This window comes from Nocardia jinanensis (assembly GCF_014645735.1).
GTDB lineage: Bacteria > Actinomycetota > Actinomycetes > Mycobacteriales > Mycobacteriaceae > Nocardia > Nocardia jinanensis.
The window spans coordinates 498,063-523,633 of record NZ_BMMH01000002.1; the positions used below are offsets into that span (position 1 = coordinate 498,063).

Consider the following 25,571-nt stretch of genomic DNA (forward strand, 5'->3'; position numbering starts at 1 on the left):
CTCGGACCCTGGCCCCACAACGCAGTGAGCAGAGTCGATGAACGCAGCCGCACCGGCATTCGCCGTACTTGCCTTGCTTCTCGCCGGTCCCGTTCCGGAATCGCTCAGCAGGGCGACCTGGACCTATCGCGTGCCCCGCGCCGCCCTCGTACTCTGGCAGGCCATCGCGCTGGCCGCGGTGCTCAGTGCCTTCAGCTCCGGGCTCGCCATCGCGGCCGAACTACTGGTCCCCGGGCACGACGGCCGCCCCACGACCAAACCCACCGATGAGATCGATGCGCTGGGTCTGCCGCTGTGGCTGGCCTACGTCTCGGTGTTCATGCTGACCCTGCTGGTCGGCGCCCGGCTCGTGTACGCCTCGGTCCGGGTCGGCGTGCACACCCGCCGGCGCCGCGCCCGCCACCGCATGCTGGTGGACCTGCTCGACCAGAGCGGCCCGTTCCGGCGCGCCGCCGATATCCGGGTGCTCTCGTCCACCGAACCCATCGCCTACTGCCTGCCGGGTCTGCGGCGGCGGGTCGTAGTGAGCGCGGGCACCCTCGACAATCTGAACGAGCAGGAGCTCACCGCCATCCTCAGCCATGAACGGTCGCATCTGCGTGCCCGCCACGATCTGGTACTCGAGGCGTTCACCGTCGCGCACGAGGCCTTCCCGCGGTTCGTGCGCAGCAAATCGGCACTGGATTCGGTGAAGCTGCTCATCGAACTGCTCGCCGACGATTCCGCGGTGAAGGTCACCGGCCCCAAACCGCTGGCCCGGGCGCTGGTGGCGTGCTCGAAATCGACTGCCCCGCAAGGCGCGCTGGCAGTGGGCGGCCCCAGCACGCTGATCCGTATCCAGCGACTGGCCGGTCCGCTGGGCGATTTCCGCATCGCCGGCGCCGCCTATCTCGCCTCGATCGCCATTCTGGTGGTCCCGACCCTGGCCGTCGCGATCCCCTGGCTGGTCGAGCTGAGCCGGTTGTTCCGTGCCTGATCACACACGACCGGAGACCGGGATATCGGCCGGACCGGACACCGGCACCACCCGCCCCCTCCCGCCTTTCGCGCGGCTCGGGCTACCCGTGCTGACCGTGCAGGCGTTACACCGGGCGAACATCACCGATCCGCTGCCCATCCAGGCGGCGGCCGTCCCCGACGCGCTGGCCGGCCACGATGTGCTCGGGCGGGCACCCACCGGATCCGGGAAGACGCTGGCGTTCGGGCTGCCGATCCTCGCCCGCCTCGCCGGCGCCCCGGCGATCACGCGCGCCCCACGGGGCCTGATCCTCGCGCCCACCCGAGAACTGGCATTGCAGATCGAGAAGGCGCTCGAACCCTTCGCGCTGGGTCTGCGGCTCGGCACCGCGGTCGGTGGTATGCCCCTGGCCCGGCAGAGTGAGAGACTCCAGCGCGGCGTGGACCTGCTGATCGCCACCCCCGGCCGGCTCGCCGATCTGGTCGACCAGGGTGCCGCCGTCCTCGACGCGGTTCGGATCACCGCGATCGACGAGGCCGACCATATGGCCGATTTCGGTTTTCTGCCGCAGGTACGGCGGCTACTCGATCTCGTACCCGGCGACGGGCAGCGGTTGCTGTTCTCCGCGACCCTGGACGACGACTCGGTACAGGATCTGGTGCACCGGTATCTGCGCGAGCCCGTCACCCACTCCGTGGCAGCGGAACCCGAGACCACCACCGCGACCCATCATCTGCTGTACGTCGAGGTCGCGGACAAACCATCGGTCCTCGCCGAGATCGCCGCTCGCGACGGCCGCACGCTGTTGTTCGCCCGCACCCAGTACGGCGCCGAGAAACTCACCCGCCGCTTACGCGATCAGGGGATCCGCGTCGCGGCGCTGCACGGCGGAAAAGCGCAGAACCGGCGTATCCGGACCCTCGCGGCCTTCGCCGACGGCGGGGTGTCGGCGTTGGTCGCCACCGATATCGCCGCCCGCGGTATCCATGTGGACGCGGTCTCGCTGGTGGTCCACGCCGACCCACCCGCGGATGCCAAGGACTACGTCCATCGAGCCGGCCGCACCGCCCGGGCGGGCGCGAGCGGGACAGTGATCACTGTGGTCACCCCGGAACAGCGCGCCGAGGTAACCGCGCTGACCCGAGCCGCCGGGGTCGATGTGGTCGAGCACACCGTGCGGCCCGGCGACCGGGAGGTCCGCCGGCTCACCGGTGCCCGCACCCCACCGGGTCCCGACGTCACGGAGACTCCCCAGAGCCCACTTCCCGCGCCCCACGGCCGCTTCCGCGGACCGGGTGCCCGGGGCAGAGCAGGCGGTGGCACCGGGAAACCGGCCGCCGGCCGCCGGCCGCACCGCCGCCGGTCCAAGTGAATCCGCCGGGCCCCCACGCCGGGGAGTCATCCCGATTACCATGGGCGCAGTGCAGTTTCTCCCCGGACAACACCCGCCGTACGACCTGACCTACAACGACGTCTTCCTGGTTCCGAACCGCACCGATATCGCCTCCCGGTTCGACGTCGATCTCGCGACGGCCGACGGTTCCGGCACCACCATCCCCCTGGTCGTCGCCAATATGACCGCGGTCGCGGGCCGGCGAATGGCCGAAACCGTGGCCCGGCGCGGCGGGATCGTGGTGCTACCGCAGGATCTGCCCAACAGTGCCGTCGCCGAGACCATCGCCTTCGTCAAGAGCCGCTCGCTGATCGCCGATACCCCGGTCACCCTCACCGGCGATCACTCCGTGTCCGATGCCCTGGCCCTGATCCACAAGCGGGCGCACGGCGCGGTCGTGGTGGTCGACAACGGGCGGCCGGTCGGGCTGGTCACCGAGGCCGCCTGCGCGGATGTCGATCGGTTCGCCCGGTTGCACGAAGTCGCCACTACCGATTTCGTCACTGCCCCGGCGACCGCCGAGGCGTCCTACATCTTCGACCGCCTCGAGGCCGCGCACGTGGGCGGACCCGCCGTACTCCTCGCCCCCGACGGCACTCTCGCCGGGGTGCTCACCCGCACCGGCGCGGTACGGGACGGGATCTACCGCCCGGCGGTCGACGCCGGTGGAAAGTTGCGGATCGCGGCCGCGGTCGGGATCAACGGTGACGTACCCGCCAAGGCCAAGGCGCTCGTGGACGCGGGCGCCGATGTGCTGGTGATCGACACCGCGCACGGTCACCAGGTGAGGATGCTGGAAACCCTGCACTCGATCCGGGATCTCGGCTTGGGTGTCCCGCTGGTCGCCGGTAACACGGTCTCCGCCGAGGGCACCCGTGACCTGATCGAGGCCGGCGCCGATATCGTCAAGGTCGGTGTCGGACCGGGCGCCATGTGCACCACCCGGATGATGACCGGCGTGGGCCGGCCGCAGTTCTCCGCGGTGGCCGAATGCGCGGCCGCGGCCGCCGATCTGGGCGCCCACGTCTGGGCCGACGGTGGCGTCCGTCATCCGCGCGATGTCGCCCTGGCGCTCGCCGCGGGCGCCTCGAACGTGATGATCGGCTCCTGGTTCGCCGGTACCTACGAATCCCCCGGAGATCTGCGGATCGACCGGAACGGCAATGCCTACAAGGAGAGTTTCGGCATGGCCTCCAAACGCGCGGTCGCCGCCCGCACCGCCGCCGATCGAGGCTACGACCGCGCGCGTAAGGCCCTGTTCGAGGAGGGTATCTCCAGTTCCCGGATGCAGCTGGATCCGGAGCGTCCCGGCGTCGAGGATCTCATCGACCATATCTGCTCCGGCGTACGCAGCGCCTGCACCTACGCCGGCGCCCGCACCCTCGCGGAATTCCACGACCGCGCGGTGGTCGGCGTGCAATCGGCCGCCGGGTTCGCGGAAGGCCGTCCGCTGCCCGGCGGATGGTGAGCCCGGCCACGTCGGGCGAAGCCCTACCGCGACCGTGCACCCGCGCGCACGGTCGCGGTAACATATGAGTCGCCGGCGACCGCCGGCCGCAATCGTCAGGACGAAAGGATCCAGTTGTCACCCGCGTCCGAGGGCGCCACTCAGGAGGGCTCATCTATCGAGCCGGGTGACAGACCCGGCGTCCTCCGCTGCACGACCCTCTCCTCTCATCCGGCCCTGTCCACATCGCTGATCCCGATGTCCGCCGGGTGGTGGTGATATGGCCGTCGCGCTCACCGTCCTCAGCCTCATCGGGTTCGTGGCGCTCACCGCGGGCACCGCGCTGTTCGTCGCCGCGGAATTCTCGCTCACCGCACTGGAACGCAGCACCGTCGAAGCGCACGCGCGTGACGGCGATGTCCGCGCCCGTGCGGTCCGCCAAGCACACCGCACTCTGTCCTTCCAGCTGTCCGGCGCCCAGCTCGGTATCACCATCACCACTCTGATCACCGGTTATATCGCCGAACCTGTGCTGGCTCGGCTGCTCGAACCACTGTTCACCGTGTTCGGGGTCCCGGATTCCGCGGCCACCGGCATCTCGCTGGTACTCGCGCTGGTCCTGGCGACCTCGCTGTCGATGATCTACGGCGAACTGGTTCCCAAGAACATCGCCATCGCCTCCCCGATGGCCACCGCCCGCGCGACCGCCGGGCCGATGGTGGCGTTCTCGGCGGTGTTCAAACCGATGATCCAGTTCCTCAACGGCTCGGCCAACTGGGCGGTGCGCCGGTTCGGGGTCGAACCCGCGGAGGAGCTGCGCTCGGCGCGGTCACCGCAGGAACTCGGATCGCTGGTCCGCACCTCGGCTCAGCACGGCGCCCTCGATCAACGCACCGCGCAGCTGCTGGACCGCTCCCTGCAGTTCGGCGAGCGCAGTGCCGAGGAACTGATGACACCGCGGGTGAAGATCGAAGCGCTGGATCGCACCGACACCATCGGTGATCTGCTCGCCGCCGCGGCCCGTACCGGCTATTCACGGTTTCCGGTGATCGACGGCGACCTGGACAACACGCTCGGCATCGTCCACGTCAAACAGGCCTTCACCCATCCCGCGCCGACCCGCGCGGGTGTGGGTCTGGCGCAGATCGCGCAGCCGGTGCCGGTGGTTCCGGCCAGTTTGGACGGCGACGAGGTCTTGGAACGGGTCCGCGCGGACGGGATGCAGGTCGCCTTGGTCGTCGACGAGTACGGCGGCACCGCGGGCATGGTGACCATGGAGGACATCATCGAGGAGATCCTCGGCGACGTCCGCGACGAACACGACGAAGAGGAACGCGATGTACGCCGGGTCTCCGACGGCTGGGACTGTTCGGGTCTACTGCGGATCGACGAAGTGACCCGGGCGACCGGATACATCGCCCCCGAGGGCGAGTACGAAACCCTCGGCGGTCTGGTGCTCACCCGCCTGGGCCGGATTCCGGTGACCGGCGATACCGTGGTCCTGCCGCCGCGCCGCGGCCACGACCGGCGCCACAGCGACGGCCAGGGCGGCTGGCTCGCCCGAGTCGAACGGATGGACGGGCGCCGGATCGACCGGGTCCGGCTGGTCCCGGCCGACGCCGAGGCCATCGCCTCGCGTGAACAGCTGCCGACCGGCCGGGAGGTCCACCATGGGTGACCTTTTCGGGGTAGCGCTGACCATGGTCCTGCTGGCGGGTAACGCCTTTTTCGTCGCCGCCGAGTTCGCCCTCATCTCCGCCCGCCGCGACCGGCTCGAAGCGCTGGCCGCGCAGGGTAAACGCAACGCCGACACCGTGATCCGGGCGGGGCAGAACCTGTCGATGATGCTGGCCGCCGCACAGCTGGGCATCACCATCTGTTCGATCCTGCTCGGCCGGGTCGGCGAACCCGCGGTCGCTCATCTGCTGGAGCGGCCGTTCGAGCTGGCCGGTTTGCCGGAGGCGCTGCTGCATCCGGTGTCGTTCGTGCTGGCGCTGGCCATCGTGGTGATCCTGCACATCCTGCTGGGCGAGATGATCCCGAAGAATATCGCGCTCGCCGGACCCGAACGCAGTGCGCTGCTGCTGGTTCCGCTGCATCTGGCGTGGCTGCGGATCGCCCGGCCGCTCATCGCCGTCTACAACTTCGCCGCCAACCTGAGCCTGCGCATGTTGCGCATCGAACCCAAGGACGAACTCGAGGCCGCGGTCTCGAGCGACGAACTGGCCGAGATGATCGGTGAATCCCGGTCCGAGGGGCTACTCGACGCGGAGGAGCACCGCCGGCTCACCCAGGCACTCGGTACCGGGGAGCGGTTCGTGGCCGAGGTCATGGTGCCACTGGCGCAGGTTCGCACCATTCCGCTGCGCGCCCACGGCACCACCCTCGGCGATATCGAGAACGCCGTCGCCGAAACCGGATTCTCCCGGTACCCGGTCCGCGCCTCCGATGGTTCCCTCGTCGGATACCTGCATGTGAAGGATGTGCTGGACAAGGTCTCCGACGAGACCGCGGGCCCGAACACCGAGATCCCGCGCACCGATATCCGGCCACTGCCCACCGTACTGATGGGCACCACGCTCTACGAGGCGCTGGCCCGGCTGCGGCGCACCAGCAGCCATCTGGGCCGGGTGGTGGACGGGCGCGGTAACACCGTCGGTATCGTCGCGCTCGAGGACCTCGTCGAGGAGTTCGTCGGCACCGTACGCGATACCACGCACCGGGTCGCCGAATGACGGCTGCGGCCATCCGTTCGGTGCTCGGCGAGGCCGAGTGGCGGTCGCGCGCCGCCACTCATCGCGAACGCGTCGATACTCTGGCCGGTCCGTACCTGCGGGCGCGGGCGGCCGGGGCGAAACATCCGGTACTCGATTTCCTGTTCACCTACTACGGCCACAAGCCTGCGCAACTGCGTCGCTGGCATCCGGGTTTCGGGGTGGCGCTCTCCGGCGCCACCGAGTACACCGGCCTGCGCGGATACCACCGGATCGATTCGCCGGGCGGGGAATCCGAACCGATGGTGACCGCCGACCCCGAATTCCTGCGCGCCCGCGCCGACGCCGCATCCTACATCGCGGACCTGTTGCGCGCGACCGCTTCCCGCCCCCCGCAGCTGTCGTGCTTCGGCCTGCACGAATGGGCGATGGTGTACCGGACCGGGGAAGTCCGCCACGACGCGGTACCGCTGCGGCTCGGCGCCGAGGGCACGGACGCGGTGGTCGAATCGATGCCGGTGCGCTGCACTCATTTCGACGCATTCCGGTTCTTCACCCCATCCGCGGTGCCCCGCAACAACCGGCAGCTGACCCGCGCCGGTCAGATCGACAGCGAACAGCCGGGCTGCCTGCACGCCAATATGGATCTGTACAAGTGGGGTTTCAAGCTGACCCCCTTGGTCTCCTCCGATCTGCTGCTGGACTGTTTCGCGCTGGCCCGGGATGCCCGCGAACTCGATATGCGGGCCAGTCCCTATGATCTCCGCGCGCACGGCTACGATCCCGTTCGCATCGAAACACCCGCCGGACGAGCGGAATACGTTCGTGAACAAGCCGGGATCGCGGACCGGGCGGCCGGCCTACGCTCTGAGCTGCTCGCGGCGCTGGAGTCCCTTCTGCAACAGAACTTTCGCGGTGGATCTACGGCTCGATCAACCATGTGACCGAGGCGCTCGCCACATGAGCCACAGATCCGGGCCGCCCGGAACAGTGACCGTCGCGGTGACCTCGAACCCGAACCGTTCGTAGTAGGAGATGTTCACCTGTTTGCTGGATTCGAGGTAAGCAGGTACCCCCGCACGGTCGCACTGCTCGAGCCGGGACCACAACAGGGCCGCGCCGAAGCCGTGGCCGCGCCGATCCGGATCGGTGCCGAGAGTCGCTAGATACCAGTGTGGTTCGTCCGGATGTACGCCGGACATGAGGTCGACGAGTTCCTTACCGGCGCGCAGCCGGCCGCCGAACGCCCGGGCCAGCTGGGGGAACATGCGGATCTCGCGCCACGGGGAAGGCTTCCATTTTCCCGGGGCGTCCCACAGCGCGGCCCCGCCGATCGCGCCCGCTGGATCCAGCGCGATATCCACACCACCGGAAGCGAAGTGCTGGTGCCGGGTCCGGGTCGCGAAGAAGCGCAGCAGCCCGAGCACCCGGCGCCGCGGATCCGGCCAGAGCCACTCCATCAGCGGATCGTCCTGGAAGGCGGCTGCCAGGGTGCGCGCCAGGGCGCCGGTCTCGTCGTGGCGGGCCGAACGTACCTCGGGCGGGGTCGGCATCGTTGCGTCCTAACTCTCGTCGGATGGGGTGAGCGCGCTCGACAGGGACAAAGTTAGTCCGAGATTGTGACAATCGGCCGGACCGATAAGCCTCGGCGCCCCGACCGGACCGGTGCGCGAAGACACAGGTCCAGGCGGGCGGGGACACGACGACCTCCCGACGACACCGCTTCGCGACGACACTGCCTCCCGACGACGACCGCCGAGTCCCTGACGACGGCCGACAGCCCCGGCCGCATAGTCGTAGCACCGGCCTGTGCCGATATCGGATAACGATTCGTGAACAGCTGGCTGCCCCTCCACAACACCGCCGCCGACGATCCGCGCGACGTGACGCTCAGCAGGGCCAGTACAGCGCCACGGTGAGGCCGAGCAATCCCAGCGACAGCTGGACCAGTACGGCATCGGTCGTCATTTCGTCGGCTCGCACCGCAGCGTATCGGCGGGCCAGCGGTGACCGCACGGATAGAGTCGTGTCGGAGTCACGAGCGCGGCGAAGTGGGTGATCACCTGCCGCACGATGTAGGCGTGCTCCAAGCCGGGCACGACGACGGCGCGCGCATTCCATTCCTCCGTATGCCGCACCAGCGCCAACGTTGTCACCACCGCTCCGGCATCGGTGACCACGGTGTATACGAGGCGATACCCGTGCCTTCCGGCCAGTTCGGGCAGGTCGATATCGGGAGTGGGCAGATCGCGGCGGATCAACGCGATCGCGTTGAGGGGATTCGCACTAGCCACGACGCCCTCCTGGGTCCCGCTCCCAGAGGCGGATCGCCGCAAGGAACACTTCCAGGTGTTCGGCGGCCGGTAGAACGGCCGTGGACCCGTCCGGGACCTCAGTAGCACCCGGTACGCGGCCGGGTAGCCGTTCACGCCCGGGTGCGGCGGCGGGCACTGTCTCCGACGTGCTGATGCACATGATGAATCCCCTTCTCCGGCTTGGTATCGACGAGCGCCCGGCGTAGGGTCCGACTGGAGCGACAGTGACCAACTGACGGTCGGACCACCAGCCCTCCGCCTTCCTGGCGTCGAACCGGCATCCCCAGCGGCAACTGGGGTGGCCCACACCGGGCGCTTTCCCAGTAGACGTGTGCCGCAACACGTTCGGAAGCGCTACCGTGGCGATTCCAGAGGGAATCTCACGCTCTTTCACCACGGTGCTTTCCATATTCCATTCATCCGGTTAGGAAAGGTAACGATCGTGACCACTGGATCCACGCTGCCGAGAAGAGCTTTGGGCCGTCAGCTGCGAAAGCTTCGGGAGCGCAGCAGCATCACACAATCGGCGGCGTCGCGGATCGCGGAGACCAGCCCGCAGTCCTACGGGCGCCTGGAGGACGGCCGACAGACCAAGATCACCGACCTCGCACTCAACGCCCTCGCGAACGCGTATGGGGCCACTGATTCCGAGCGCCGACTGCTCCTCGGGCTGGCTCAGGAGATCCGGGCTGCCGGCGCATCCGGGTCGGGGTGGTGGCGAGCCTACGATGATGCGATCGCCAAGGGGTTCGACCACTATCTCGCATTGGAAGAAGCTGCGAACTGGGTGACGTCCTGGCAGATCGCGGTAGTCCCCGGCCTTCTTCAGACTCGAGAATACCGCCGGGCGCTGACCTGGGCCACCGTTCCCGACAGCTCACCCGATGAGACAGAGCGCATTCTCGATGTGGTGATGCGACGGCAAACCCTCCTCCAACGCGACGGCTTCCGGTTCGAAGCGCTACTGACGGAGGCGGTTCTGGGCTATCGAGTCGGCGGACCGGCGGTCATGGCCGAGCAGATCCGTCATCTCATCGAACTGTCCGAAGATCCCGACATAGAGATCCGGATCGTTCCATCGGGCCAGGATGTCCCGTTCGGACTCAATGCCGGCAGCTTCGTCCTGTTCAGCTTCCCGCCACTGCCCACGTCCAGATTGCAGGAACCGCCTGTCGCGTACATGGAAGGCCTATCCGGCGGCCTCTACGTCGAACGCGCCTCCGAGGTAGAGAAATATTCACAGGAGGCCCGTCGAATCCGCCATGTAGCGTTGTCCGCGTCGACATCCCGCGATTTGATGCTGCGGGTAGCGAAGGAGCGAAGATGATGGATCTGTCCGGCGCGAACTGGTTCAAGAGCACACGCAGCGGGGGTAAGCAGGACTGTGTAGAGGCCGCTCATCTCGATCGAGGTATGGTCGGCATCCGGGATAGCAAGAGCCCCGGCGGCCCCGCACTCGTCTTTGCCCCCGGGGAATGGGACGCCTTTTTGGGAGCCGCGAAATCCGGCATATTCGACTGACCGGACACGTGAGAAAAGCCCCTCCTGGGGGCTTTTACGTTTCTGTGGCGAAGGACCCAATCCACCCCCGGACGCACCGGATCACCTTCACCCCGACCTCGATGTTCGACGAAAACCCCTATCCCGCCGTCCCCCGATCGCTACTATCTGAACAAATTCCGGGATGTGTACCGAACCCTCCCGGATACCGGGTCGGGTGAAGCAGTTCGGGAAGCGTGAGGATGCAATGGGGCGTCCCTTCGGAAAACTACGCCGGACCAGGGCGCTGGTCCTGGGGGCGGTGGGTGTGGTCGCCGCGGTCATGCTGCCGGGCAGCGCGTCGGCGGATCTGCAATCCGATATCCAGAACCAGGTACGGGAATTCCTCGATATCGGCCGGACCTCGGTGCCGCGCGCGGACTGCGGGCCCGGGTCGATGCCCGAACCCGGTTTCCAGGGTGACGTACCGGCGGCCGATCGCGACAGCGGGCGCAGTACGCAGGGCTACCGGTGCAATATGTCCCTGGTGGGCCAGTTCGCCGGGCGCGGCGCGGGAATCACCTCCACCAGTTTCGAGCACTGCGCCTATATGGGGACCTTCTTCCCCGGCAACCTGCTGCACCAGAACGGTGGGGTGCAGGTGCTCGACGTCTCCGATCCGGCGCATCCGCGGCCCACGGCGACCCTGAACGAACCCGCCATGGTGGCCGGCACCTGGGAGAGCCTCAAGGTCAACCGGGAGCGGAAACTGCTGGTGGGCACGGGAGTTCCGCTGCTGGTGGGTGCCGGATATCTGTCGGTCTACGATATCTCGGACTGCGCGCATCCGCGGTTGCTCAATCCTGGCCCTGGAACGAATCTCGCTATGCCGCTGCCGATCACCACACACGAGGGCGGCTTCTCCCCCGACGGCCACACCTATTGGGCCTCGGGGATCACACCCGGATTCCTCAGCGCCGTCGACCTCACCGATCCGGCGCATCCGCGGGTCGTGTGGCAGGGGCTGACCGGTCTCACCGCGCACGGTTTCGGGGTGAGCCCGGACGGCAACCGTATGTACCTCTCGGCGCTCAGCGGTATCACCGTGCTCGATATCAGCGCGGTCCAGCGACGCGATCCGAACCCGCAGGTCCAGCACCTCGGCCGGATGTTCTGGTCGGACGGCTGGGCCACTCAGCACAGCATCCCGGTCACCTACGACGGCAAGCCCTACGTGTACACGGTGGACGAGGGCGGTTCCGGCGGAGTGAAGCTGATCGATATCTCCGCCGATGCCGACCCCCGGGTCGTGGCGAAGATCAAACTGGAGATCAATCTGCCACAGCATCTGGACAGCAATATCGCCTCGTCCATGGGTGGATCCATCTTCGCCTACGAATCGCACTACTGCGCGGCCGACCGGCCGGTGGACCCGACGGCCCTCGCCTGCGGCTGGATCTCCTCCGGCATCCGGGTGTTCGATATCCGCGACCCGCAGGCCATCCGGGAAATCGCCTACTTCAATCCACCCGCCCGGACAGGACGCAATCTCGAACTCGTCAACTCACCACACGCGCTGGCCTCACTGCTCGGGATCCCGGCTATGACCGCACCCAGCGCGGCGCGCGCGGTGCTCGAGGGGCAGTTCGATCCGTCCCAGGCACTCAGCTCACGGACCGGTGAGCTCGCTTTCGGCGACGTCTCCACCGACTGGTGCCTGTCCCCGCCGGAGTGGCGCGGCAACGCGCTGTACGTCACCTGTTCGGACAACGGTTTCATGGTGCTGCACGTCGACGAGTCGGTGTATTCACCACCCGCGGACCAGCAGTCGGTCGTGGGTTCGTGAACGCTGCTGCGCGCCGCGTGAACCGGGCGCCCGTTCGTCACCAGGAAACGACGAAGCGATACCACGAACCGTCGTACTGCCGGTAGGTCGTCTCGCTCGCCCGGAACTCCGGCGGCGGGCCGTCGGGCAGGTAGGCGAATCCGACCCGGTCGATCAAGCCGCCACCGGTGTAGAAGCGGCACTCCGCGCCGTCGCGGTCCACCCGCTCGATGGTGTACACGCCGATCCGGACGGAGTCGGAGCGCTCGGCGCATTCGGCCGCCGCCGCGGCCAGCGAACCCTTCGACAGCTGCCAGCCCGACCATTCGGCAGCACCCGTGTACACCACGGCCACCGTCACCGCCACCAGGAGCGGAGCCACGGCGCTCAGCAGGTGGGCCCGGTAGCGGATCAGCCCGAACACGGCACAGATCGACCACGCCACGGCCAGCACCAGCAACACATTGATCGCGATCAGCGAATATCCGACCCAACTGTCGGAGCCCACGAACCAGACCAGTGCCGCACAACAGAATTCGACCAACCCGGCCAGCACCACCGTGGTGATCAGCCACCATTTCGCGGTCGGCCGCCGCAGCGCACCAGATTCACCCCCGTAGACCATGGAGCCACTCTAGGCCGAGGACCCACGCCCGCGCGGCAGCACGGCCCGCACGTCCGGGAGCACCTCCGACAGTCGCCGAGCCGCCGGACCCGCGTGGGTTTCGGCCTCCCGGGGTCCGTCCAGGTCGTGCCCGGCCCGGCAGCGGACGATCACCTCCACCGGCTCACCGCAATCTCGGTGTGTGACCGTGAGTGCCGGGCCCTCGGGGTCCGCGCGGTGCTCGTCGCCCCACCGCAGCAGGGCGATCAGAATCGGATACAGGTCGTGTCCTTTGGCGGTGAGCCGATACTCGCGGCGGGTCCGGCTACCCGTCTCGCGATAGGGCACCACCCCGAGAACTCCCGCGTCGACGAGTCTGCCCAGCCGGTTGGACAGCACCGATTCCGAGATTCCGGAGTGCTGCCGCATCTGCTCGAACCGATGCACCCCGTTGAACAGTTCACGCAGGACGATCATCGTCCAGCGGTCCCCGACGATATCCAGGGTGCGTTGGACGGAGCAGTTGCCGGTGCTGTACTCGAGCCACTCCATGAGGCAAGCCTATCTGACTGCGGACTTGACAGTCAGAGCCCCGCCGTGGCTAGCTGGTAATTCGAAAGTCAGCTATCGATCAGCGGGAGCATCGCATGCCGGATTCCTCGGAACAACTGCCCAGCGTGGACCTCGCCGATGCCGGAAGATTCGTCGCGGCAAGCGGTTTCGTGGTGGATCATGTCTCCGGGACGAGCGTCTCCGGATATGTCGAACTCGGCCCCGACCATCACACCCCGTGGGGCGTGGTGCACGGCGGGGTGTACGCGACGATCGTGGAGAGCGCGGCCAGTATCGGTGCCAGCGCGGCAGTGGCCGACCGGGGCGAGTTCGCGGTCGGGGTGCACAATGCGACCGATTTCCTGCGGCCGGCCACCGAGAGCCGCGCCTCGGTCACGGCCGAGCCGCTGCACCAGGGACGGACCCAGCAGCTGTGGCAGGTGATCATCGCCGACAGCGCCAGCGGTAAGGCACTGGCCCGCGGCCAGGTCCGGCTGCAGAATGTGCCACTACCGAACTGAACAGGCTTCCGTCCCCCGGCCCCGGACCACCGGTGATCCGTCGCGCGAGCACCCGGTACGGACACAACGGAGCCCGGACGCCGACAGCGTCCGGGCTCCGGTCGGCAGCTGCCTACTGGTTCACAGCGGGGGGAATCCCGCCGAACCGGTGGTAGCCCACTGGAAGAAATCCCCAACTCGCACCACGATCAGCGCGGCGATATCGAGCACGGTACTACCCATTCGAACCAATCCTCACTTCGTCTTGCAGATACGGCCGCCCAGAATAGGCCGCCCAGCCGGGGGCGACAACCGGGGTCCGGCCCCGATGTCACCACTACGACATCCGCGCAGACTAGCGGTCCACGGGCATCCGCGGCCATTCGCGCCCGCTGACGGCGAGGGTGGCGGGATCGGTCGTGAGGGTGGCGCCCTCGTCGGATCCGTAATCCTGTTTCGCGATGGCCGTGGAGCGTACTTCCAGCTCGGCCACCCCGACCAGCACGACCAGACCCACGACCACCAGCGCGACGGTGGTGAGCAGCGGTGTCAGCAGCTCCACCGGCGCGGCACCCTCCGGCACCGCGGTGTGGTCACCGTGGTGGGCGCTCATGGCGGCCATTCCGGTGTAGTGCATACCACACACCGCGACACCCATGATCAGACCGGCGCCGATCGTGTTACCCCAGCCCTTCACGTGCAGCATGAACCACAGCGCGGCGGTCGCGGCGACCACCGCGATCAGGATGGACAGCAGGACCAGCCCGGTGCTGTATTCCATATCCGCACCGGAATTCATCGCGGCCATGCCCAGATAGTGCATTCCCACGACCCCGATTCCGGTGATCGCTCCGCCGAGGGGCAGGGCCACCGCCTCCCGGTGACCGCGCACCACGATCGCCAGCCCGATGAGGACGACCACGATCGCGATACCAGCACTGAGCAGTGTCATCGGCATGTCGTAGCGGATGGTCATATCGTCGATGGAGAAGCCGAGCATGGCAGTGAAGTGCATGACCCAGATCCCCGCGCCACCGAGCGCGATGGCCGCCGCGATCAGCCAGCCGCCGGCCTGTTCGGACGACCGCGCGCGGACCGCGCACCGAAGACCGAGCACCGACCCGATGAACGACATGAAATAGGCGAGGACAGGCGTCACCCACCCATTGCTGAAGTGCTCGAGCTGCACGTGTTACTCCGATGTACTAGTCGATTTCCGAACCGCGGCCGTATAGACAGTAGTTCGACACACCCCGAGGTGGCCTGCAGAGTAAAAATTTCACCTCAGGTGGGTACGCATCCGCCACTTGATGTCACAACTGAGCTAAAGCCGGATTGTCCGGATCAGCTCCGCAAATACGCCGGAGTGGCGGCCGGCGCCACGCTGTACACGAAATTTCGCCGCAGTTCGTGGTACGGCTCGCACTCTTCGAAGAAGTTCCGGCGCATCTGCGCCAATTCTTCGGCGCGATACTCCGCCAGCGGTTTGGCGGCCTCGTCGGCCTCGCGCTGCTGCTTCTTCGCGGTCAGCCGGTTCTCCAGCTCGGGCGAATCTGCCAGCGTCTCCGCCTCCCGGCGTACCCATTCGGCGAACTCGGCGGCACCCCCCGGAGCCACTCGGTCCACCAGCCCGAGATCCGCGGCCGCTTTCGCGCCCACCGGCAGGGTCTCCCGGGTCAGCCGGGCGGCCTCGGCCGCGCCGACACGTCGCGGCAGCGAATAGGTCCAGTACTCCGAGCCGTACAGGCCCATCAACCGGTAGTGGGGGTTGAGCACCGCCGATTCCCGGCACCACACCTCGTCGGCGGCCAGCGCCAGCATCACACCCCCCGCGGCCGCGTTACCGGGCAGCGTCGAGATCACCAACTTGTCCGTTGTGGTCAGGATCGCCTCGACCAGGTCGTTCATGGCGTTGATATTGCGCCAGGATTCCTGCGCCGGATCCTCGGCCGATTCGATGACGTGCAGATGGATGCCGTTGGAGAAGAAATCGCGCGCCGGGCCGAAGACCAGCGCCCGGATCGGCCGCGCGCAGGCCTCCCGATAGGCCGCGAGCAACCGCCGGCACTGTGCGGTGCTCATCGCGCCGCCGGCGTAGGCGAATTCGAGGTGGCCCACCGACCCGGCCTCGTGGTAGCGCACTTCCGACCAGGTATCGCGGACGGCTGCCTCGGCCGGGGATACGGGAACTTCGGGTGTACCGGCGGGCAGGTCGGCGCCCAGCGCGCCGGCCGCGGGCCGCTTGAATTCCGCTGGACCGCCCGGGATCCGGCGGCGCCGCATATGCGGCAACCACACCGCGCCGTCGACGGTGGCCCGGCAGATCGCACCGTCGCGAGTGGCGAGCACCTCGCCCGGGGTGCCGCGCAAACGGTCCTCGTTGTGGCCGCCGTGCACGAAATATTCACGACCGTAGAGTTCGTCGAGTACACCGGGCTGGGAATCGGCGGCGCGCAGTTTGCGCAGCACATCGGTGGTGCTCTCGGTCGCCCAGTCGATCCGGCGGTACTGCTGGGAATGGTAGGGCCGTAACCGGCCGCGCACGTCCGGGCGGCCGTAGTCCAGCGGCTCGGGCACGAAATCCCCCGCGCCGAAACGGTCGACGGCCAGCAACACCGCTGCCACCGCGGCGTCCGACATCTCGTTGCGGTAGAGCTCGCTCTTCCCGCACGCCGGAACCGGGAACGCCACCGAAGCCCAGATCGGACCGGCGTCCATCTCCTCGACCGCCTGCAGGACGGTGACGCCCCATTCCGCGGCCCCTTCGCTGATGGCCCAGTCCAGCGACGAGGGTCCGCGATCACCCTTCGGTCCGGGGTGCACGATCAGGACTGTGTGCTCGGTCCAGACGTCCTCCGGGACAGCGGTGGTGAGCATCGGCGCCACGATGAGGTCGGGCCGGAAGGCGGATACCCGGGCCCGCAGCAGATCGTCGCCGAGCGCCAATTCGACCGCGACCTCGTGCCCGCGATAACGCAGTTCGGTGTGCACACGCTGCGTGAGGCTGTTGAAAGCACTCGCCACCAGCAGGACTCGCAAGATTTTCCTCCATAGAACAGGGCTGATCCGATCGGTCCCCGGATACGGACTCGACTCGACCAAGCTAGTCCTGCCCCGATCGGCCCGCAGCCCGAGCCCTCGCACCGACGGCGAACTGCTCTAACACATCCGCGGAACCGCACCTACCGCGGACACCCTCTCACGACGCGATGTGCAAACCGAATCCGGTGGTCCCGGGCTCCTCACGCCCCGATTCGAGCCGGAGTCCGCGGTCGTAGTCACCACCGGCCTGACGCCGGTACCCGATCGGCTCGGTGTGTTCCAACTCTCCCAGCCGCTTTCGCAGGTTATCGGCAATGCGGCCGAACCGCTCGTCGTCCACCCGAATGGCACCGTGCACCACGAACGGTGGTAGTACGTCCATCCCCGGGTAGTACAGGATGCCGTGATGGATCGGGAACAGCAGATCCGCTACCGGACCGTTGATTCCGCGATCGGAATACGCCGGTTCCCGACCGCCTACGGCGACCACGAGCATCGCCCGCCGGCCGGCCAGGACGCCGTCACCGTAGCGTGGGATGGCGCTGCCACCCGCCCCGTAGGCGAACCCGCAGGTGAACACCCGATCCACCCAGCCCTTGAGGATCGCCGGCATAGCGAACCACCACAGCGGGAAGTGCAGCAGCACGGTATCGGCCCACAGCAGTTTCTCCTGTTCGGCCCGGATATCCGCGCTCAGCGAACCGTTCTCGAAGGCCTCCCCGGAGGCCAGCATGAAGTTCGTCTCGGTGACCGCACCGAAATCGGCGGCATCGGCGTGCGCCTTCCAGCCCATGGCGTAGAGGTCGGAAACCCGGACCTCGTGGCCGTCGGACCGCAATTGTTCGACGGCCACATCTTTCAGGGTCCCGGTGAGCTAATCCGGTTCCGGGTGCGCGTAGACGAGCAAAACCTTCATGTTCCGGGCAACGTCGTCGCCCGCCGCCGGCATTCCTGCCCGCGTCCGGCCCGGGGGTGAACGGCCGTACGAACACGCGGTCCCCGGCCGCTCAGGGGGGCGGTCGGGGACTGCGTGGTCCGGCGGCTACGAGACGATCACGCCTCGTTCTTACCCGCCAGAGCCTTGGCCTCGCGGCGACGACGGTGCAGGATCGGCTCGGTGTAACCGTTCGGCTGCGCGGTGCCCTCGAGGATCAGATCCTTCGCGGCCTGGAACGCCACACTGCCCGCGAAATCGGGCGCCATGGGACGGTAGGCGGGATCACCGGCGTTCTGCCGGTCCACCACGGGCGCCATCCGCTCCAGGCTCGCCACCACCTCGTCGGTGGTGACCACGCCGTGCCGCAGCCAGTTCGCCATCAGCTGGCTCGAGATCCGCAGGGTCGCCCGGTCTTCCATCAGCGCGATATCGGAGATATCGGGAACCTTGGAGCAACCGACACCGTGGTCGATCCAGCGGACCACATAACCGAGGATGGACTGCGAATTGTTGTCCAGCTCCTGCTGTTTGTCGGCCTCGGACCAGTTGGTGTCCGCGGCCAGCGGGATCCGGAGGATATCGTCGACACTCGCCCGCGGCCCGCCCTTGGCGATCTCGGCCTGCCTTTTGAACACGTCCACCAGGTGGTAGTGGGTGGCGTGCAGGGTTGCCGCGGTCGGCGACGGCACCCAGGCGGTGGTCGCGCCGGCCCTGGGGTGACCGATCTTCTGCTCGAGCATCCCGGCCATCAGGTCGGGCATGGCCCACATACCCTTACCGATCTGCGCCTTGTGCGGCAGGCCGGTCGCGATACCGGTATCGACGTTCCAGTCCTCGTAGGCCAGGATCCAGCGCTGGGTCTTCATCTCGGCCTTGCGGATCATCGGACCCGCCTCCATGGAGGTGTGGATCTCGTCGCCGGTGCGGTCCAGGAAGCCCGTGTTGATGAACACCACGCGGTCGGCGGCGGCGTTGATACACGCCTTCAGGTTCACCGTGGTGCGGCGCTCCTCGTCCATGATGCCGACCTTGAGGGTGTTGCGCGCCAGGCCCAGCACATCCTCGACAGCGGCGAACAGGTCGTTGGTGAAGGCCACCTCGTCCGGTCCGTGCATCTTCGGCTTCACGATGTACACCGAACCCGTGCGGCTGTTGGTCAGCGCCACATCGTCACGCAGCGAATGCTTGGCGATGAGTGAGGTGATGATGCCGTCCAGGATGCCCTCGGGCACCTCGTTGCCCTCGGCGTCCAGGATCGCGTCGCTGGTCATCAGATGACCGACATTGCGTACGAACAGCAGCGACCGGCCGTGCACCGTCAGATCGGAACCGTCCAGCGCCGTGTAGACCCGGTCCGGGTTCATGGTGCGGGTGAAGGTCTTGCCGCCCTTGGTGACCTCTTCGGCCAGATCACCCTTCATCAGGCCCAGCCAGTTGCGGTAGCAGAGGGTCTTGTCCTCGGCGTCCACCGCGGCCACGGAGTCTTCGAAGTCCATGATCGTGGTGACCGCGGATTCGATGACCACATCCTTGACACCGGCGGTATCGGTGCTACCGATCGGCGATTCCGGATCGATCTGGATCTCGATGTGCAGGCCGTTGTTCTTCAGCAGGATCGACTGTGGTGAAGCCGGGTCGCCGAGGTAACCGACCAGCTGACCGGCATCGGCCAGGCCGATGGTGGTGCCGTCCTCAAGGCCGACCTCGAGCTCACCGTCGACGATGACGTAGGACGTCGAGCCGATATGCGAACCGGTGATCAGGGTGACCGAATCGTCGAGGAAGTTACGGGCCCATTCGATGACCTTGTCACCGCGCACCCGGTTGTAGCCGCTGCCCTTCTCGGCCCCGCCGGTCTCCGGGATGGCATCGGTGCCGTAGAGGGCGTCGTAGAGCGAGCCCCAGCGGGCGTTGGCGGCATTGATGGCGAAACGCGCGTTGCTCACCGGCACCACCAGCTGCGGGCCGGCGGTGCTGCTGATCTCGTCGTCGACGCCGGTGGTACCGATACCGAAGTCGGCGGGCTCGGGCTGCAGGTAGCCGATCTCGACCAGGAACTGCTTATAGGCCGATTCGTCGTAGTTGGCGCCCGGATGTTCGCTGTGCCAGGCGTCGAGCTTGCCCTGGATCTCGTCACGTTCGGCCAGCAGGGCCCGGTTGCGCGGCGCGAACTCGGTGATGATCCGCTCGGCGCCGGCCCAGAACGCGGCGGAATCGACGCCGGTGCCGGGGAGCGCCTCGTTCTCTACGAAGTCGTGGAGAACGGTGGCAACCTCGAGCCCGCCGACCTTTTTCCGCTCTGTCATCTACGTGCCTCACTTCCGCGAAATACCGGGTGGAAAGTCGACGTTTATGTTACCGACCGGTAGCGGCGCTCCGATCGCCGGGTGATCACGTGGGCAGGGCGCTGACATCCTGGACCGGACTCTACTCCGGCGGGGCAGCCGGGCACGGGACTCCGCGGCGCCGCAGCACGGCGTTCCCACACCTGCCGGACCGTATACCGTCGCGGCGCGCCGACCGGCGTGGCGAGGCGCCGATCCGGTGGCGGAAAAAAATGAGCCGACAACCGCTACCGCCCTGTGCCACCATGTATTCCATCCGGTCCGCCACCCCGGCAGGGCTACGACGACAGAGAAGGGAGGAGTGGTCTTGTATCCAGTCGCACCGGCCGGTGACACCCGGTCGAACGCCGATTCCGCACTGTGCGCCAGCGCGCCGAACCGGCCGATGGGCGTCCGCGGCGAACCGTTGCGGCAGCCGAAACCCGCCGCCGGCGACCTCGCGATCGACCGGCTCCTCCCGCGGCGGCGCTGACCGCCCGCGTTCTCCCGCTCCCGTTGTGGTCCCGGCTGTCCCGGGCCGTCGAAACCTGGTGATCCCCATGCCGATATCCGCTGTCGCCGAACCGGCGACGCTCACTCCGGACAACTGGATACGTACCCGTGTATTGGTGCTCAATGCCAGCTACGAGGCGCTGGCGCGGATCCCCGCCGACCGCGCGGTGGTACTGCTGACCAGTGGAATCGCCGAATCCGTCGTGGTACGGCAGCCACATTTCCCGATCCGCTCCCAGCACACCGAGATCATCCTGCCGGAGACCATCCGGCTGGTCCGCTACCGGTACCTGGCACCTATCGCGGTCCGCAGGCCCGACGGCCACGCGACCCACGCCGCGATCCTGCGGCGTGACGGGAACCGATGCGGATACTGCGGCGCCGGGGCACACACCGTCGACCACATCCGGCCGCGCAGCCGGGGCGGGCCCAACACGTGGGAGAACCTCATCGCGTGCTGCGTGACCTGCAATACCAGTAAAGCCGACCGCACCCCCGAAGAGGCCGGTATGCGGCTGCTCTGGCAGCCCCGGCCGCCGGACCCGCTCGCCCGTGCGCAGCGGCGGGTCTGGAGACAACTCGCGACGACCACCCCCGAGGCGATCCATGGAAGGAGGGGATCGAGATGACCGTCGAAATTCTGGCAGACCTGCTGCCCGTCTCCGACAGCCGCGGCTGGCATCGGGCCGCCTGCCGCGGCGACCCGAACCACGAGGCGTGGTTTCCCTATCCGTCCCAGGATTTCGCCTATGCGCGGGAAGTGTGCGGGCGCTGCCCGATCCGGCAGGACTGCCGGAGGTTCGCCGAGCGCACCGGACAATCCGGCGTGTGGGGCGGGCAGGAATTCGACCGGGGCTCGATGATCCGGGAATAGCCGGAGAAAAGCTGGTCGGAGACGCTGTGGGGTCGCGCCGCGAGCGCGGCCCCACAGTCGTGACCGTGGTGCGTCACGACGCCGTTCCGCTACATAGACTGACTGCCCGTGGGTACCCATCGCAGCACCGGTTCTTCCCGGAGATCGAGCAAGGGACCGGTGATCGCGGCGGTAATCGTAGTGGTCCTGGTCGCTGTCGGTTTCGGATGTTCACGAATGGGCACGAATCCGGCGGACCGCGCGTCCACCGGCACGTGCATGGAAGGCGAGGCCATCCTCGACGTCACGGTGGATCCGGATATAGCCGATCCGGTCCGGACCATCGCGGACCGCTACAACGACACCGCCCCGGTGATCCGCGACCACTGCGCGAAGGTCGCGGTCACCGAGCGGGCGTCCGCGGATATGGTGGCCGCCTTCACCTCGAACGCCACCTGGAACCCGGTTCTCGGCCCGCGGCCGGGCCTGTGGATCCCGGTGTCGAGTCGTGATATCGAATCCATGCGGGTACCGGGCCTCATCGAGGGCACACCGCAGTCGATCGCGTCCAGCCCGATCGTGCTGGCCGTACCAGAGATACTGCGGCACGCATTGGCCGCCACCCAGACCTCGTGGGCGGATCTGCCGCGGCTGCAACAGGGTTCACTCGACCAGATCGGACTGCCGGGTTGGGCGGGGCTGAAGCTGGCGCTGCCGCCGGGCGACAGCACACTCGCCGTCGCCGCTGCCGTCGCGGGCGCGATCTCGGGCACCGAACCGCTGACCGAGGAGGCGGCGAAATCCGGACAGGCGATCTCGGCCGTCTCCGGTCTGGCCGCCACCGCACCCGAGGCCACCGATATCGCCGCCGCTATGACGACCCTGTCGGCCGCCGCGCCGGCCGAAGCCGCGATACACGTCGTCCCCGTGACCCAGCGCCGCCTCGCGGCCAACGGCAGCGCCACCGCCTACGTCCCCGCCGGGGCGGCACCGGTGGCCGACTACCCCGCCGCGATCATGTCCGGCCCCTGGGTGGACGAAACGCAGAACCTCATCGCCGGACTGTTCGCCGATTACCTGCGCAGGCCCGACCAGCAGCGGGATCTGATCGCGGCCGGATTCGCCGCTCCCCCGGCCCAGCAGGTCTCCTCGCCGCCGCGGGCCGCGCTCGACCGGCTCCGCAAAGCGCTCACCAACCCTGTACTAGGGGTGCAGGCCACCGCACTGCTCGATGTCTCGTCCTCGATGAGCACCACCGAGGGGGATCTCACCCGGCTGGCCAACACGGTCGGCGCGCTGGCCTCCACCATGAATGTGATGCCACCGGATTTCGGTCTGGGTATCTGGACCTTCGGTAAGAACCTGGACGGTGACAGCCCGTACCGGGTCGTCGCCGGTACCGCCCGCCTCGACGATGAGCATCGCGGCACCCTCATGGGGTCGCTCGGGTCGATCGAAGCGACCTCGGCCGGCTCCGACGAATGCTATCCGGCACTGCTGGCCGCATACCGGAACGCGGTCGACAGCTACGCCGCCGACCGCACCAACTCGATCCTGCTGGTCACCGACGGCCCCGAGGACGACTCCGCGCTCAGCGGAGAAGATCTGCTGTCCGCGATCGCGGAAGCGGACGATGCGGCGACACCCATCCGGGTGGACGTCATCGTCGTCGGCGGCGGCCAGGGCAGCGATACGCTGCGCACACTCACCCAGCGCACCGGCGGTGGTTACACCGTTCTGCCGAGCAGCAACGACCTCGAATTCGGCACCGCGATGGTCGGGGCACTCACCACGCCCTGAACCGGCGTCATCCGGGCCGTCCGGCCGGGGATTCCCGCCAGCGATAGCGCGTCCTGGGCCGGCCGGTCCGGCCGTAATCGGAACGCCGGTCCAGTACACCGTCGTCGGCGAGCCGCTCCAGATAACGCCAGGCGGTGATCCGCGAGACGCCGATCACGGTCGCGGCGTCGGCGGCGGTGAGCCCGTCCGGCGCCGCCCGGACCGCGCGGCTGATCTCGGCGAGTGTATTCGGCGCGACCCCCTTCGGGGTGCCGGACTGCCGGGCGGGAGTGCGCAGCACTGCCAGGGCCTGGTCGATATCGTCCTGGGTGGCCGCGGATTCACCGGTGGGCAGTGCGCCGTGGAATTCGCGGTAGCGTTCGAGCTTGTCCCGGAATGCCGCGAAGGTGAACGGTTTCAGCAGATAGAGCACCACTCCGTGGGCGACCGCGGCCCGCACCATGGTGAGGTCACGGGCCGAGGTGATCGCGATGACATCCGGCCGCGGCCGCTGCCCCACGAGCGTCGCCGCCACCTCCAGGCCGCTCATATCGGGTAGGCCGATATCCAGCAGCACCAGATCGATCGGCGTCCCCGCGGCCGCGGCGGCGGCGACGGACCGCAGTGCGTCACGGCCGGTACGCGCGAACCCCACGGTGCGGAATCCGGTGATCCGGCCCAGGTAGGCGTCGTGCGCTTCGGCGATCAGCGGTTCGTCCTCGACGATCAGAACCCGGATCATCCGCGCCGCTCCCGTGGAATACGCACCGTGATCGCGCTCTCCGGGGCGGTCACGGTGCCGATGGTGCCACCGTGGCGGGTGACGAGCCCGCGCACCAGCGCCAGACCCAGACCGTGATGTCGTGCCTTGGTCGAGTATCCGCGTTCGGCGGCACGAGCGAAACTCTCCGGCGATATTCCGGGCCCACTGTCGGCCACTCGAACGGTCAGCGCAGTCGCGTCCGCGCGGACGGTCACCTCGGCCCAGGCGTCGGCACCGCCGGCCGCGGCATCGATCGCGTTGTCGATCAGGTTTCCGACCAGTGTCACGGCCTCCCGGCTGGACAGTGGCGCCGCCGAATCCAGCGCGGTATCGGTGGTCACGGTGAGTTCGATATCGCGCTCGGCCGCCTCATTCACCTTGCCGAGCAACAGCGCCGCCAGTACTGGATCACCCACTTCGGCCATCAGCCGGTCGATGAGCGCCTGGGACAGCTCGAGTTCCGCGGTCGCGAACTCCACCGCCTCCCGGTAACGGCCCAACTCCACCATGGTGATCACGGTGTGCAGCCGGTTGGCCGATTCGTGTGCCTGGGCCCGCAATGATTCGGCGAAACCGCGGACGGTATCGAGTTCGCCCAGGACCGTACGTAATTCGGTGTGATCACGGATCGTGGTCACGGTACCTTCGGCACGACGCCCCAACCGCACGACGTCCTGGTTGACCAGCAGGACCCGATCAGTGGTCACATACGTTTCGTCACGTACGGTCCGGCGGTCGGAGTGGCGCAGCGCGGCGGGCAGATCGGCACGGGTGACCGGGCCCGCGGGCAGCTCGAGCAGTCTGCGGGCCTCGTCGTTGACCACCTCGGCGCGGTCGCCGGTGGGACCGAAAACCATCAGCCCCTCATGGATCGAGTGCAGTACGGCGTCGTGATGTTCGTACATCGCCCACAGCTGGCCGGGTGCCAGACCTCTGGTCTGTCTGCGCAGTCTGCGATTCAGCAGCAACGAACCGACCGCGGCGACCAACAGGCCCGCCGCCGTCACTCCGAGGATCACGGGAAGTTGCGCGGCGAAGCGGTCGCCGATCGAGGCCCGGGTGACCCCCGCGGAGACCAGCGCGATCACGCGGCCGTCGTCGGAGACCGGTGTGACCGCGCGGATGGAGGGTCCCAGACTTCCGGTGTAGGTCTCGGTGAATGTGGCACCGGCCAGCGCCCGATCGATGTTCCCGGAGAACGGCAGGCCGATCCGCGTGGTGTCGGTATGGGTGAACCTGGTTCGGTCGGGAGCCATCACCACGATGAAATCCACCCCCGTCGCTCGGCGGATCTGTTCGGTCACGGGTTGCAAGAGCGCCGAGGGGTCCGGGGACCGCACCGCGGCGGCGGTGGACGGCGCGGCCGCGACACTCACGGCGATATCGGTGACTTCGCGAGTGGCGGTCCGATCGCCGTCGCGCCGGGCGTCGAGCACCGCGTAACCCGCCCAGAGGGCCGTGACCAGTGCCAACAACACCAGTTGCAGGACGAAGACCTGTCCCGCCAGGGACCACCGACCGGTACGCACGAACTCCTCCACTGAACGAAATGCACAAAAGCGTGACCGACGTC

At 67.9% G+C, this 25,571-nt stretch carries 24 protein-coding genes; 14 read left to right on the plus strand and 10 right to left on the minus strand.

Annotated elements, in window-relative coordinates:
- Positions 1 to 37 precede the first annotated feature (37 nt).
- The 6 genes from IEY68_RS06815 (at position 38) to IEY68_RS06840 (ending at position 7,456) form a co-directional block, all read left to right on the plus strand.
- Positions 38 to 976: a M56 family metallopeptidase gene (locus IEY68_RS06815; protein WP_058856264.1), complete on the plus strand. Its 939-nt coding sequence runs from the start codon at positions 38 to 40 to the stop codon at positions 974 to 976.
- On the plus strand, positions 969 to 2,330 hold the full coding sequence (locus IEY68_RS06820; protein ID WP_058856265.1) for a DEAD/DEAH box helicase: 1,362 nt from the start codon (positions 969 to 971) through the stop codon (positions 2,328 to 2,330). The genes IEY68_RS06815 and IEY68_RS06820 overlap by 8 nt, the downstream gene beginning before the upstream one ends.
- Before the next feature lie 49 nt (positions 2,331 to 2,379).
- Positions 2,380 to 3,819 carry a GuaB1 family IMP dehydrogenase-related protein gene (locus IEY68_RS06825; RefSeq protein WP_058856330.1) on the plus strand — a complete coding sequence of 480 codons (1,440 nt, stop codon included), beginning with the start codon at positions 2,380 to 2,382 and terminating at the stop codon, positions 3,817 to 3,819.
- A 259-nt stretch (positions 3,820 to 4,078) separates the two neighbouring features.
- Complete coding sequence (locus IEY68_RS06830; RefSeq protein WP_058856266.1) at positions 4,079 to 5,476, plus strand: hemolysin family protein; 1,398 nt, start codon at positions 4,079 to 4,081, stop codon at positions 5,474 to 5,476.
- Complete coding sequence (locus IEY68_RS06835) at positions 5,469 to 6,533, plus strand: hemolysin family protein (protein ID WP_058856267.1); 1,065 nt, start codon at positions 5,469 to 5,471, stop codon at positions 6,531 to 6,533. The genes IEY68_RS06830 and IEY68_RS06835 overlap by 8 nt, the downstream gene beginning before the upstream one ends.
- Complete coding sequence (locus IEY68_RS06840) at positions 6,530 to 7,456, plus strand: hypothetical protein (RefSeq protein WP_058856268.1); 927 nt, start codon at positions 6,530 to 6,532, stop codon at positions 7,454 to 7,456. The genes IEY68_RS06835 and IEY68_RS06840 overlap by 4 nt, the downstream gene beginning before the upstream one ends.
- Here IEY68_RS06840 and IEY68_RS06845 read toward each other — a convergent pair.
- Together IEY68_RS06845 and IEY68_RS06850 are read right to left on the minus strand one after the other, a co-directional pair.
- Positions 7,445 to 8,065 (minus strand): GNAT family N-acetyltransferase, encoded by a 621-nt coding sequence (locus tag IEY68_RS06845; RefSeq protein WP_058856269.1) that lies wholly within the window; start codon positions 8,063 to 8,065, stop codon positions 7,445 to 7,447. The two genes, IEY68_RS06840 and IEY68_RS06845, sit on opposite strands and share 12 nt — an antisense overlap.
- 411 nt (positions 8,066 to 8,476) lie before the next feature.
- Positions 8,477 to 8,806 carry a hypothetical protein gene (locus IEY68_RS06850; RefSeq protein ID WP_229718644.1) on the minus strand — a complete coding sequence of 110 codons (330 nt, stop codon included), beginning with the start codon at positions 8,804 to 8,806 and terminating at the stop codon, positions 8,477 to 8,479.
- 496 nt (positions 8,807 to 9,302) lie between these two features.
- On the opposite strand from IEY68_RS06850, the gene IEY68_RS06855 reads away from it, so the two are divergent.
- The 3 genes from IEY68_RS06855 (at position 9,303) to IEY68_RS06865 (ending at position 12,152) form a co-directional block, all read left to right on the plus strand.
- Entirely contained in the window at positions 9,303 to 10,154 is an 852-nt protein-coding gene (locus IEY68_RS06855; protein ID WP_058856271.1) for a helix-turn-helix domain-containing protein, read from the plus strand.
- Positions 10,151 to 10,348 (plus strand): DUF397 domain-containing protein, encoded by a 198-nt coding sequence (locus IEY68_RS06860; RefSeq protein ID WP_058856272.1) that lies wholly within the window; start codon positions 10,151 to 10,153, stop codon positions 10,346 to 10,348. Before IEY68_RS06855 ends, IEY68_RS06860 begins: the two co-directional genes overlap by 4 nt.
- Before the next feature lie 226 nt (positions 10,349 to 10,574).
- The gene (locus IEY68_RS06865; protein WP_058856331.1) at positions 10,575 to 12,152 is read left to right on the plus strand and encodes an LVIVD repeat-containing protein; all 1,578 of its coding nucleotides are present in this window, start codon (positions 10,575 to 10,577) and stop codon (positions 12,150 to 12,152) included.
- Between the two features lie 37 nt (positions 12,153 to 12,189).
- Here the strand turns inward: IEY68_RS06865 and IEY68_RS06870 are convergent, their stop codons facing one another.
- Together IEY68_RS06870 and IEY68_RS06875 are read right to left on the minus strand one after the other, a co-directional pair.
- The gene (locus IEY68_RS06870; RefSeq protein WP_058856273.1) at positions 12,190 to 12,756 is read right to left on the minus strand and encodes a hypothetical protein; all 567 of its coding nucleotides are present in this window, start codon (positions 12,754 to 12,756) and stop codon (positions 12,190 to 12,192) included.
- 9 nt (positions 12,757 to 12,765) lie between these two features.
- Complete coding sequence (locus IEY68_RS06875; protein WP_058856274.1) at positions 12,766 to 13,287, minus strand: winged helix-turn-helix transcriptional regulator; 522 nt, start codon at positions 13,285 to 13,287, stop codon at positions 12,766 to 12,768.
- Between the two features lie 95 nt (positions 13,288 to 13,382).
- On the opposite strand from IEY68_RS06875, the gene IEY68_RS06880 reads away from it, so the two are divergent.
- Entirely contained in the window at positions 13,383 to 13,808 is a 426-nt protein-coding gene (locus IEY68_RS06880; protein WP_058856275.1) for a PaaI family thioesterase, read from the plus strand.
- A gap of 334 nt (positions 13,809 to 14,142) precedes the next feature.
- Here the strand turns inward: IEY68_RS06880 and IEY68_RS06885 are convergent, their stop codons facing one another.
- The 4 genes from IEY68_RS06885 to IEY68_RS06900 all read right to left on the minus strand — a co-directional run bounded on the left by IEY68_RS06885 (position 14,143) and on the right by IEY68_RS06900 (position 20,072).
- Positions 14,143 to 14,976, minus strand: coding sequence for an MHYT domain-containing protein (locus IEY68_RS06885; protein WP_063916221.1), 834 nt, complete (start codon positions 14,974 to 14,976; stop codon positions 14,143 to 14,145).
- 155 nt (positions 14,977 to 15,131) lie between these two features.
- A complete protein-coding gene (locus tag IEY68_RS06890) occupies positions 15,132 to 16,826 on the minus strand; it encodes a hydrogenase maturation protein (protein WP_058856276.1) in 1,695 nt (564 codons plus the stop codon).
- Between the two features lie 160 nt (positions 16,827 to 16,986).
- Positions 16,987 to 17,691, minus strand: a complete 705-nt coding sequence (locus IEY68_RS06895; protein ID WP_267886594.1) for an NAD(P)H-dependent oxidoreductase — start codon at positions 17,689 to 17,691, stop codon at positions 16,987 to 16,989.
- Positions 17,692 to 17,882: 191 nt separating this feature from the next.
- Positions 17,883 to 20,072 carry a malate synthase G gene (locus tag IEY68_RS06900; protein ID WP_058856277.1) on the minus strand — a complete coding sequence of 730 codons (2,190 nt, stop codon included), beginning with the start codon at positions 20,070 to 20,072 and terminating at the stop codon, positions 17,883 to 17,885.
- Between the two features lie 346 nt (positions 20,073 to 20,418).
- Here IEY68_RS06900 and IEY68_RS06905 point away from each other — a divergent pair, with 346 nt between their 5' ends.
- From IEY68_RS06905 to IEY68_RS06920, 4 genes are all read left to right on the plus strand, one after another.
- The gene (locus IEY68_RS06905) at positions 20,419 to 20,583 is read left to right on the plus strand and encodes a hypothetical protein (protein WP_156426334.1); all 165 of its coding nucleotides are present in this window, start codon (positions 20,419 to 20,421) and stop codon (positions 20,581 to 20,583) included.
- 67 nt (positions 20,584 to 20,650) lie between these two features.
- Positions 20,651 to 21,232: an HNH endonuclease gene (locus IEY68_RS06910; RefSeq protein WP_058856278.1), complete on the plus strand. Its 582-nt coding sequence runs from the start codon at positions 20,651 to 20,653 to the stop codon at positions 21,230 to 21,232.
- On the plus strand, positions 21,229 to 21,477 hold the full coding sequence (locus IEY68_RS06915) for a WhiB family transcriptional regulator (RefSeq protein WP_058856279.1): 249 nt from the start codon (positions 21,229 to 21,231) through the stop codon (positions 21,475 to 21,477). The genes IEY68_RS06910 and IEY68_RS06915 overlap by 4 nt, the downstream gene beginning before the upstream one ends.
- A gap of 216 nt (positions 21,478 to 21,693) precedes the next feature.
- Entirely contained in the window at positions 21,694 to 23,256 is a 1,563-nt protein-coding gene (locus IEY68_RS06920) for a VWA domain-containing protein (protein WP_082681568.1), read from the plus strand.
- A gap of 7 nt (positions 23,257 to 23,263) precedes the next feature.
- Here IEY68_RS06920 and IEY68_RS06925 read toward each other — a convergent pair whose 3' ends face one another.
- Together IEY68_RS06925 and IEY68_RS06930 are read right to left on the minus strand one after the other, a co-directional pair.
- Positions 23,264 to 23,977 (minus strand): response regulator, encoded by a 714-nt coding sequence (locus tag IEY68_RS06925; protein ID WP_058856281.1) that lies wholly within the window; start codon positions 23,975 to 23,977, stop codon positions 23,264 to 23,266.
- Positions 23,974 to 25,527: a sensor histidine kinase gene (locus tag IEY68_RS06930; RefSeq protein ID WP_058856333.1), complete on the minus strand. Its 1,554-nt coding sequence runs from the start codon at positions 25,525 to 25,527 to the stop codon at positions 23,974 to 23,976. Before IEY68_RS06930 ends, IEY68_RS06925 begins: the two co-directional genes overlap by 4 nt.
- Positions 25,528 to 25,571: the final 44 nt, after the last annotated feature.

What these genes read in the sequence shown, in the direction of transcription:
- IEY68_RS06910 (WP_058856278.1), top strand. Translation starts at nt 20,651, where the DNA reads ATGCCGATATCCGCTGTCGCCGAACCGGCGACGCTCACTCCGGACAAC.
- IEY68_RS06865 (WP_058856331.1), top strand. Translation starts at nt 10,575, where the DNA reads ATGGGGCGTCCCTTCGGAAAACTACGCCGGACCAGGGCGCTGGTCCTG.
- IEY68_RS06860 (WP_058856272.1), top strand. Translation starts at nt 10,151, where the DNA reads ATGATGGATCTGTCCGGCGCGAACTGGTTCAAGAGCACACGCAGCGGG.
- IEY68_RS06875 (WP_058856274.1), bottom strand. Translation starts at nt 13,287, where the DNA reads ATGGAGTGGCTCGAGTACAGCACCGGCAACTGCTCCGTCCAACGCACC.
- IEY68_RS06815 (WP_058856264.1), top strand. Translation starts at nt 38, where the DNA reads ATGAACGCAGCCGCACCGGCATTCGCCGTACTTGCCTTGCTTCTCGCC.
- IEY68_RS06900 (WP_058856277.1), bottom strand. Translation starts at nt 20,072, where the DNA reads ATGACAGAGCGGAAAAAGGTCGGCGGGCTCGAGGTTGCCACCGTTCTC.
- IEY68_RS06880 (WP_058856275.1), top strand. Translation starts at nt 13,383, where the DNA reads ATGCCGGATTCCTCGGAACAACTGCCCAGCGTGGACCTCGCCGATGCC.
- IEY68_RS06915 (WP_058856279.1), top strand. Translation starts at nt 21,229, where the DNA reads ATGACCGTCGAAATTCTGGCAGACCTGCTGCCCGTCTCCGACAGCCGC.
- IEY68_RS06840 (WP_058856268.1), top strand. Translation starts at nt 6,530, where the DNA reads ATGACGGCTGCGGCCATCCGTTCGGTGCTCGGCGAGGCCGAGTGGCGG.
- IEY68_RS06835 (WP_058856267.1), top strand. Translation starts at nt 5,469, where the DNA reads ATGGGTGACCTTTTCGGGGTAGCGCTGACCATGGTCCTGCTGGCGGGT.
- IEY68_RS06920 (WP_082681568.1), top strand. Translation starts at nt 21,694, where the DNA reads ATGGGCACGAATCCGGCGGACCGCGCGTCCACCGGCACGTGCATGGAA.
- IEY68_RS06845 (WP_058856269.1), bottom strand. Translation starts at nt 8,065, where the DNA reads ATGCCGACCCCGCCCGAGGTACGTTCGGCCCGCCACGACGAGACCGGC.
- IEY68_RS06925 (WP_058856281.1), bottom strand. Translation starts at nt 23,977, where the DNA reads ATGATCCGGGTTCTGATCGTCGAGGACGAACCGCTGATCGCCGAAGCG.
- IEY68_RS06870 (WP_058856273.1), bottom strand. Translation starts at nt 12,756, where the DNA reads ATGGTCTACGGGGGTGAATCTGGTGCGCTGCGGCGGCCGACCGCGAAA.
- IEY68_RS06830 (WP_058856266.1), top strand. Translation starts at nt 4,079, where the DNA reads ATGGCCGTCGCGCTCACCGTCCTCAGCCTCATCGGGTTCGTGGCGCTC.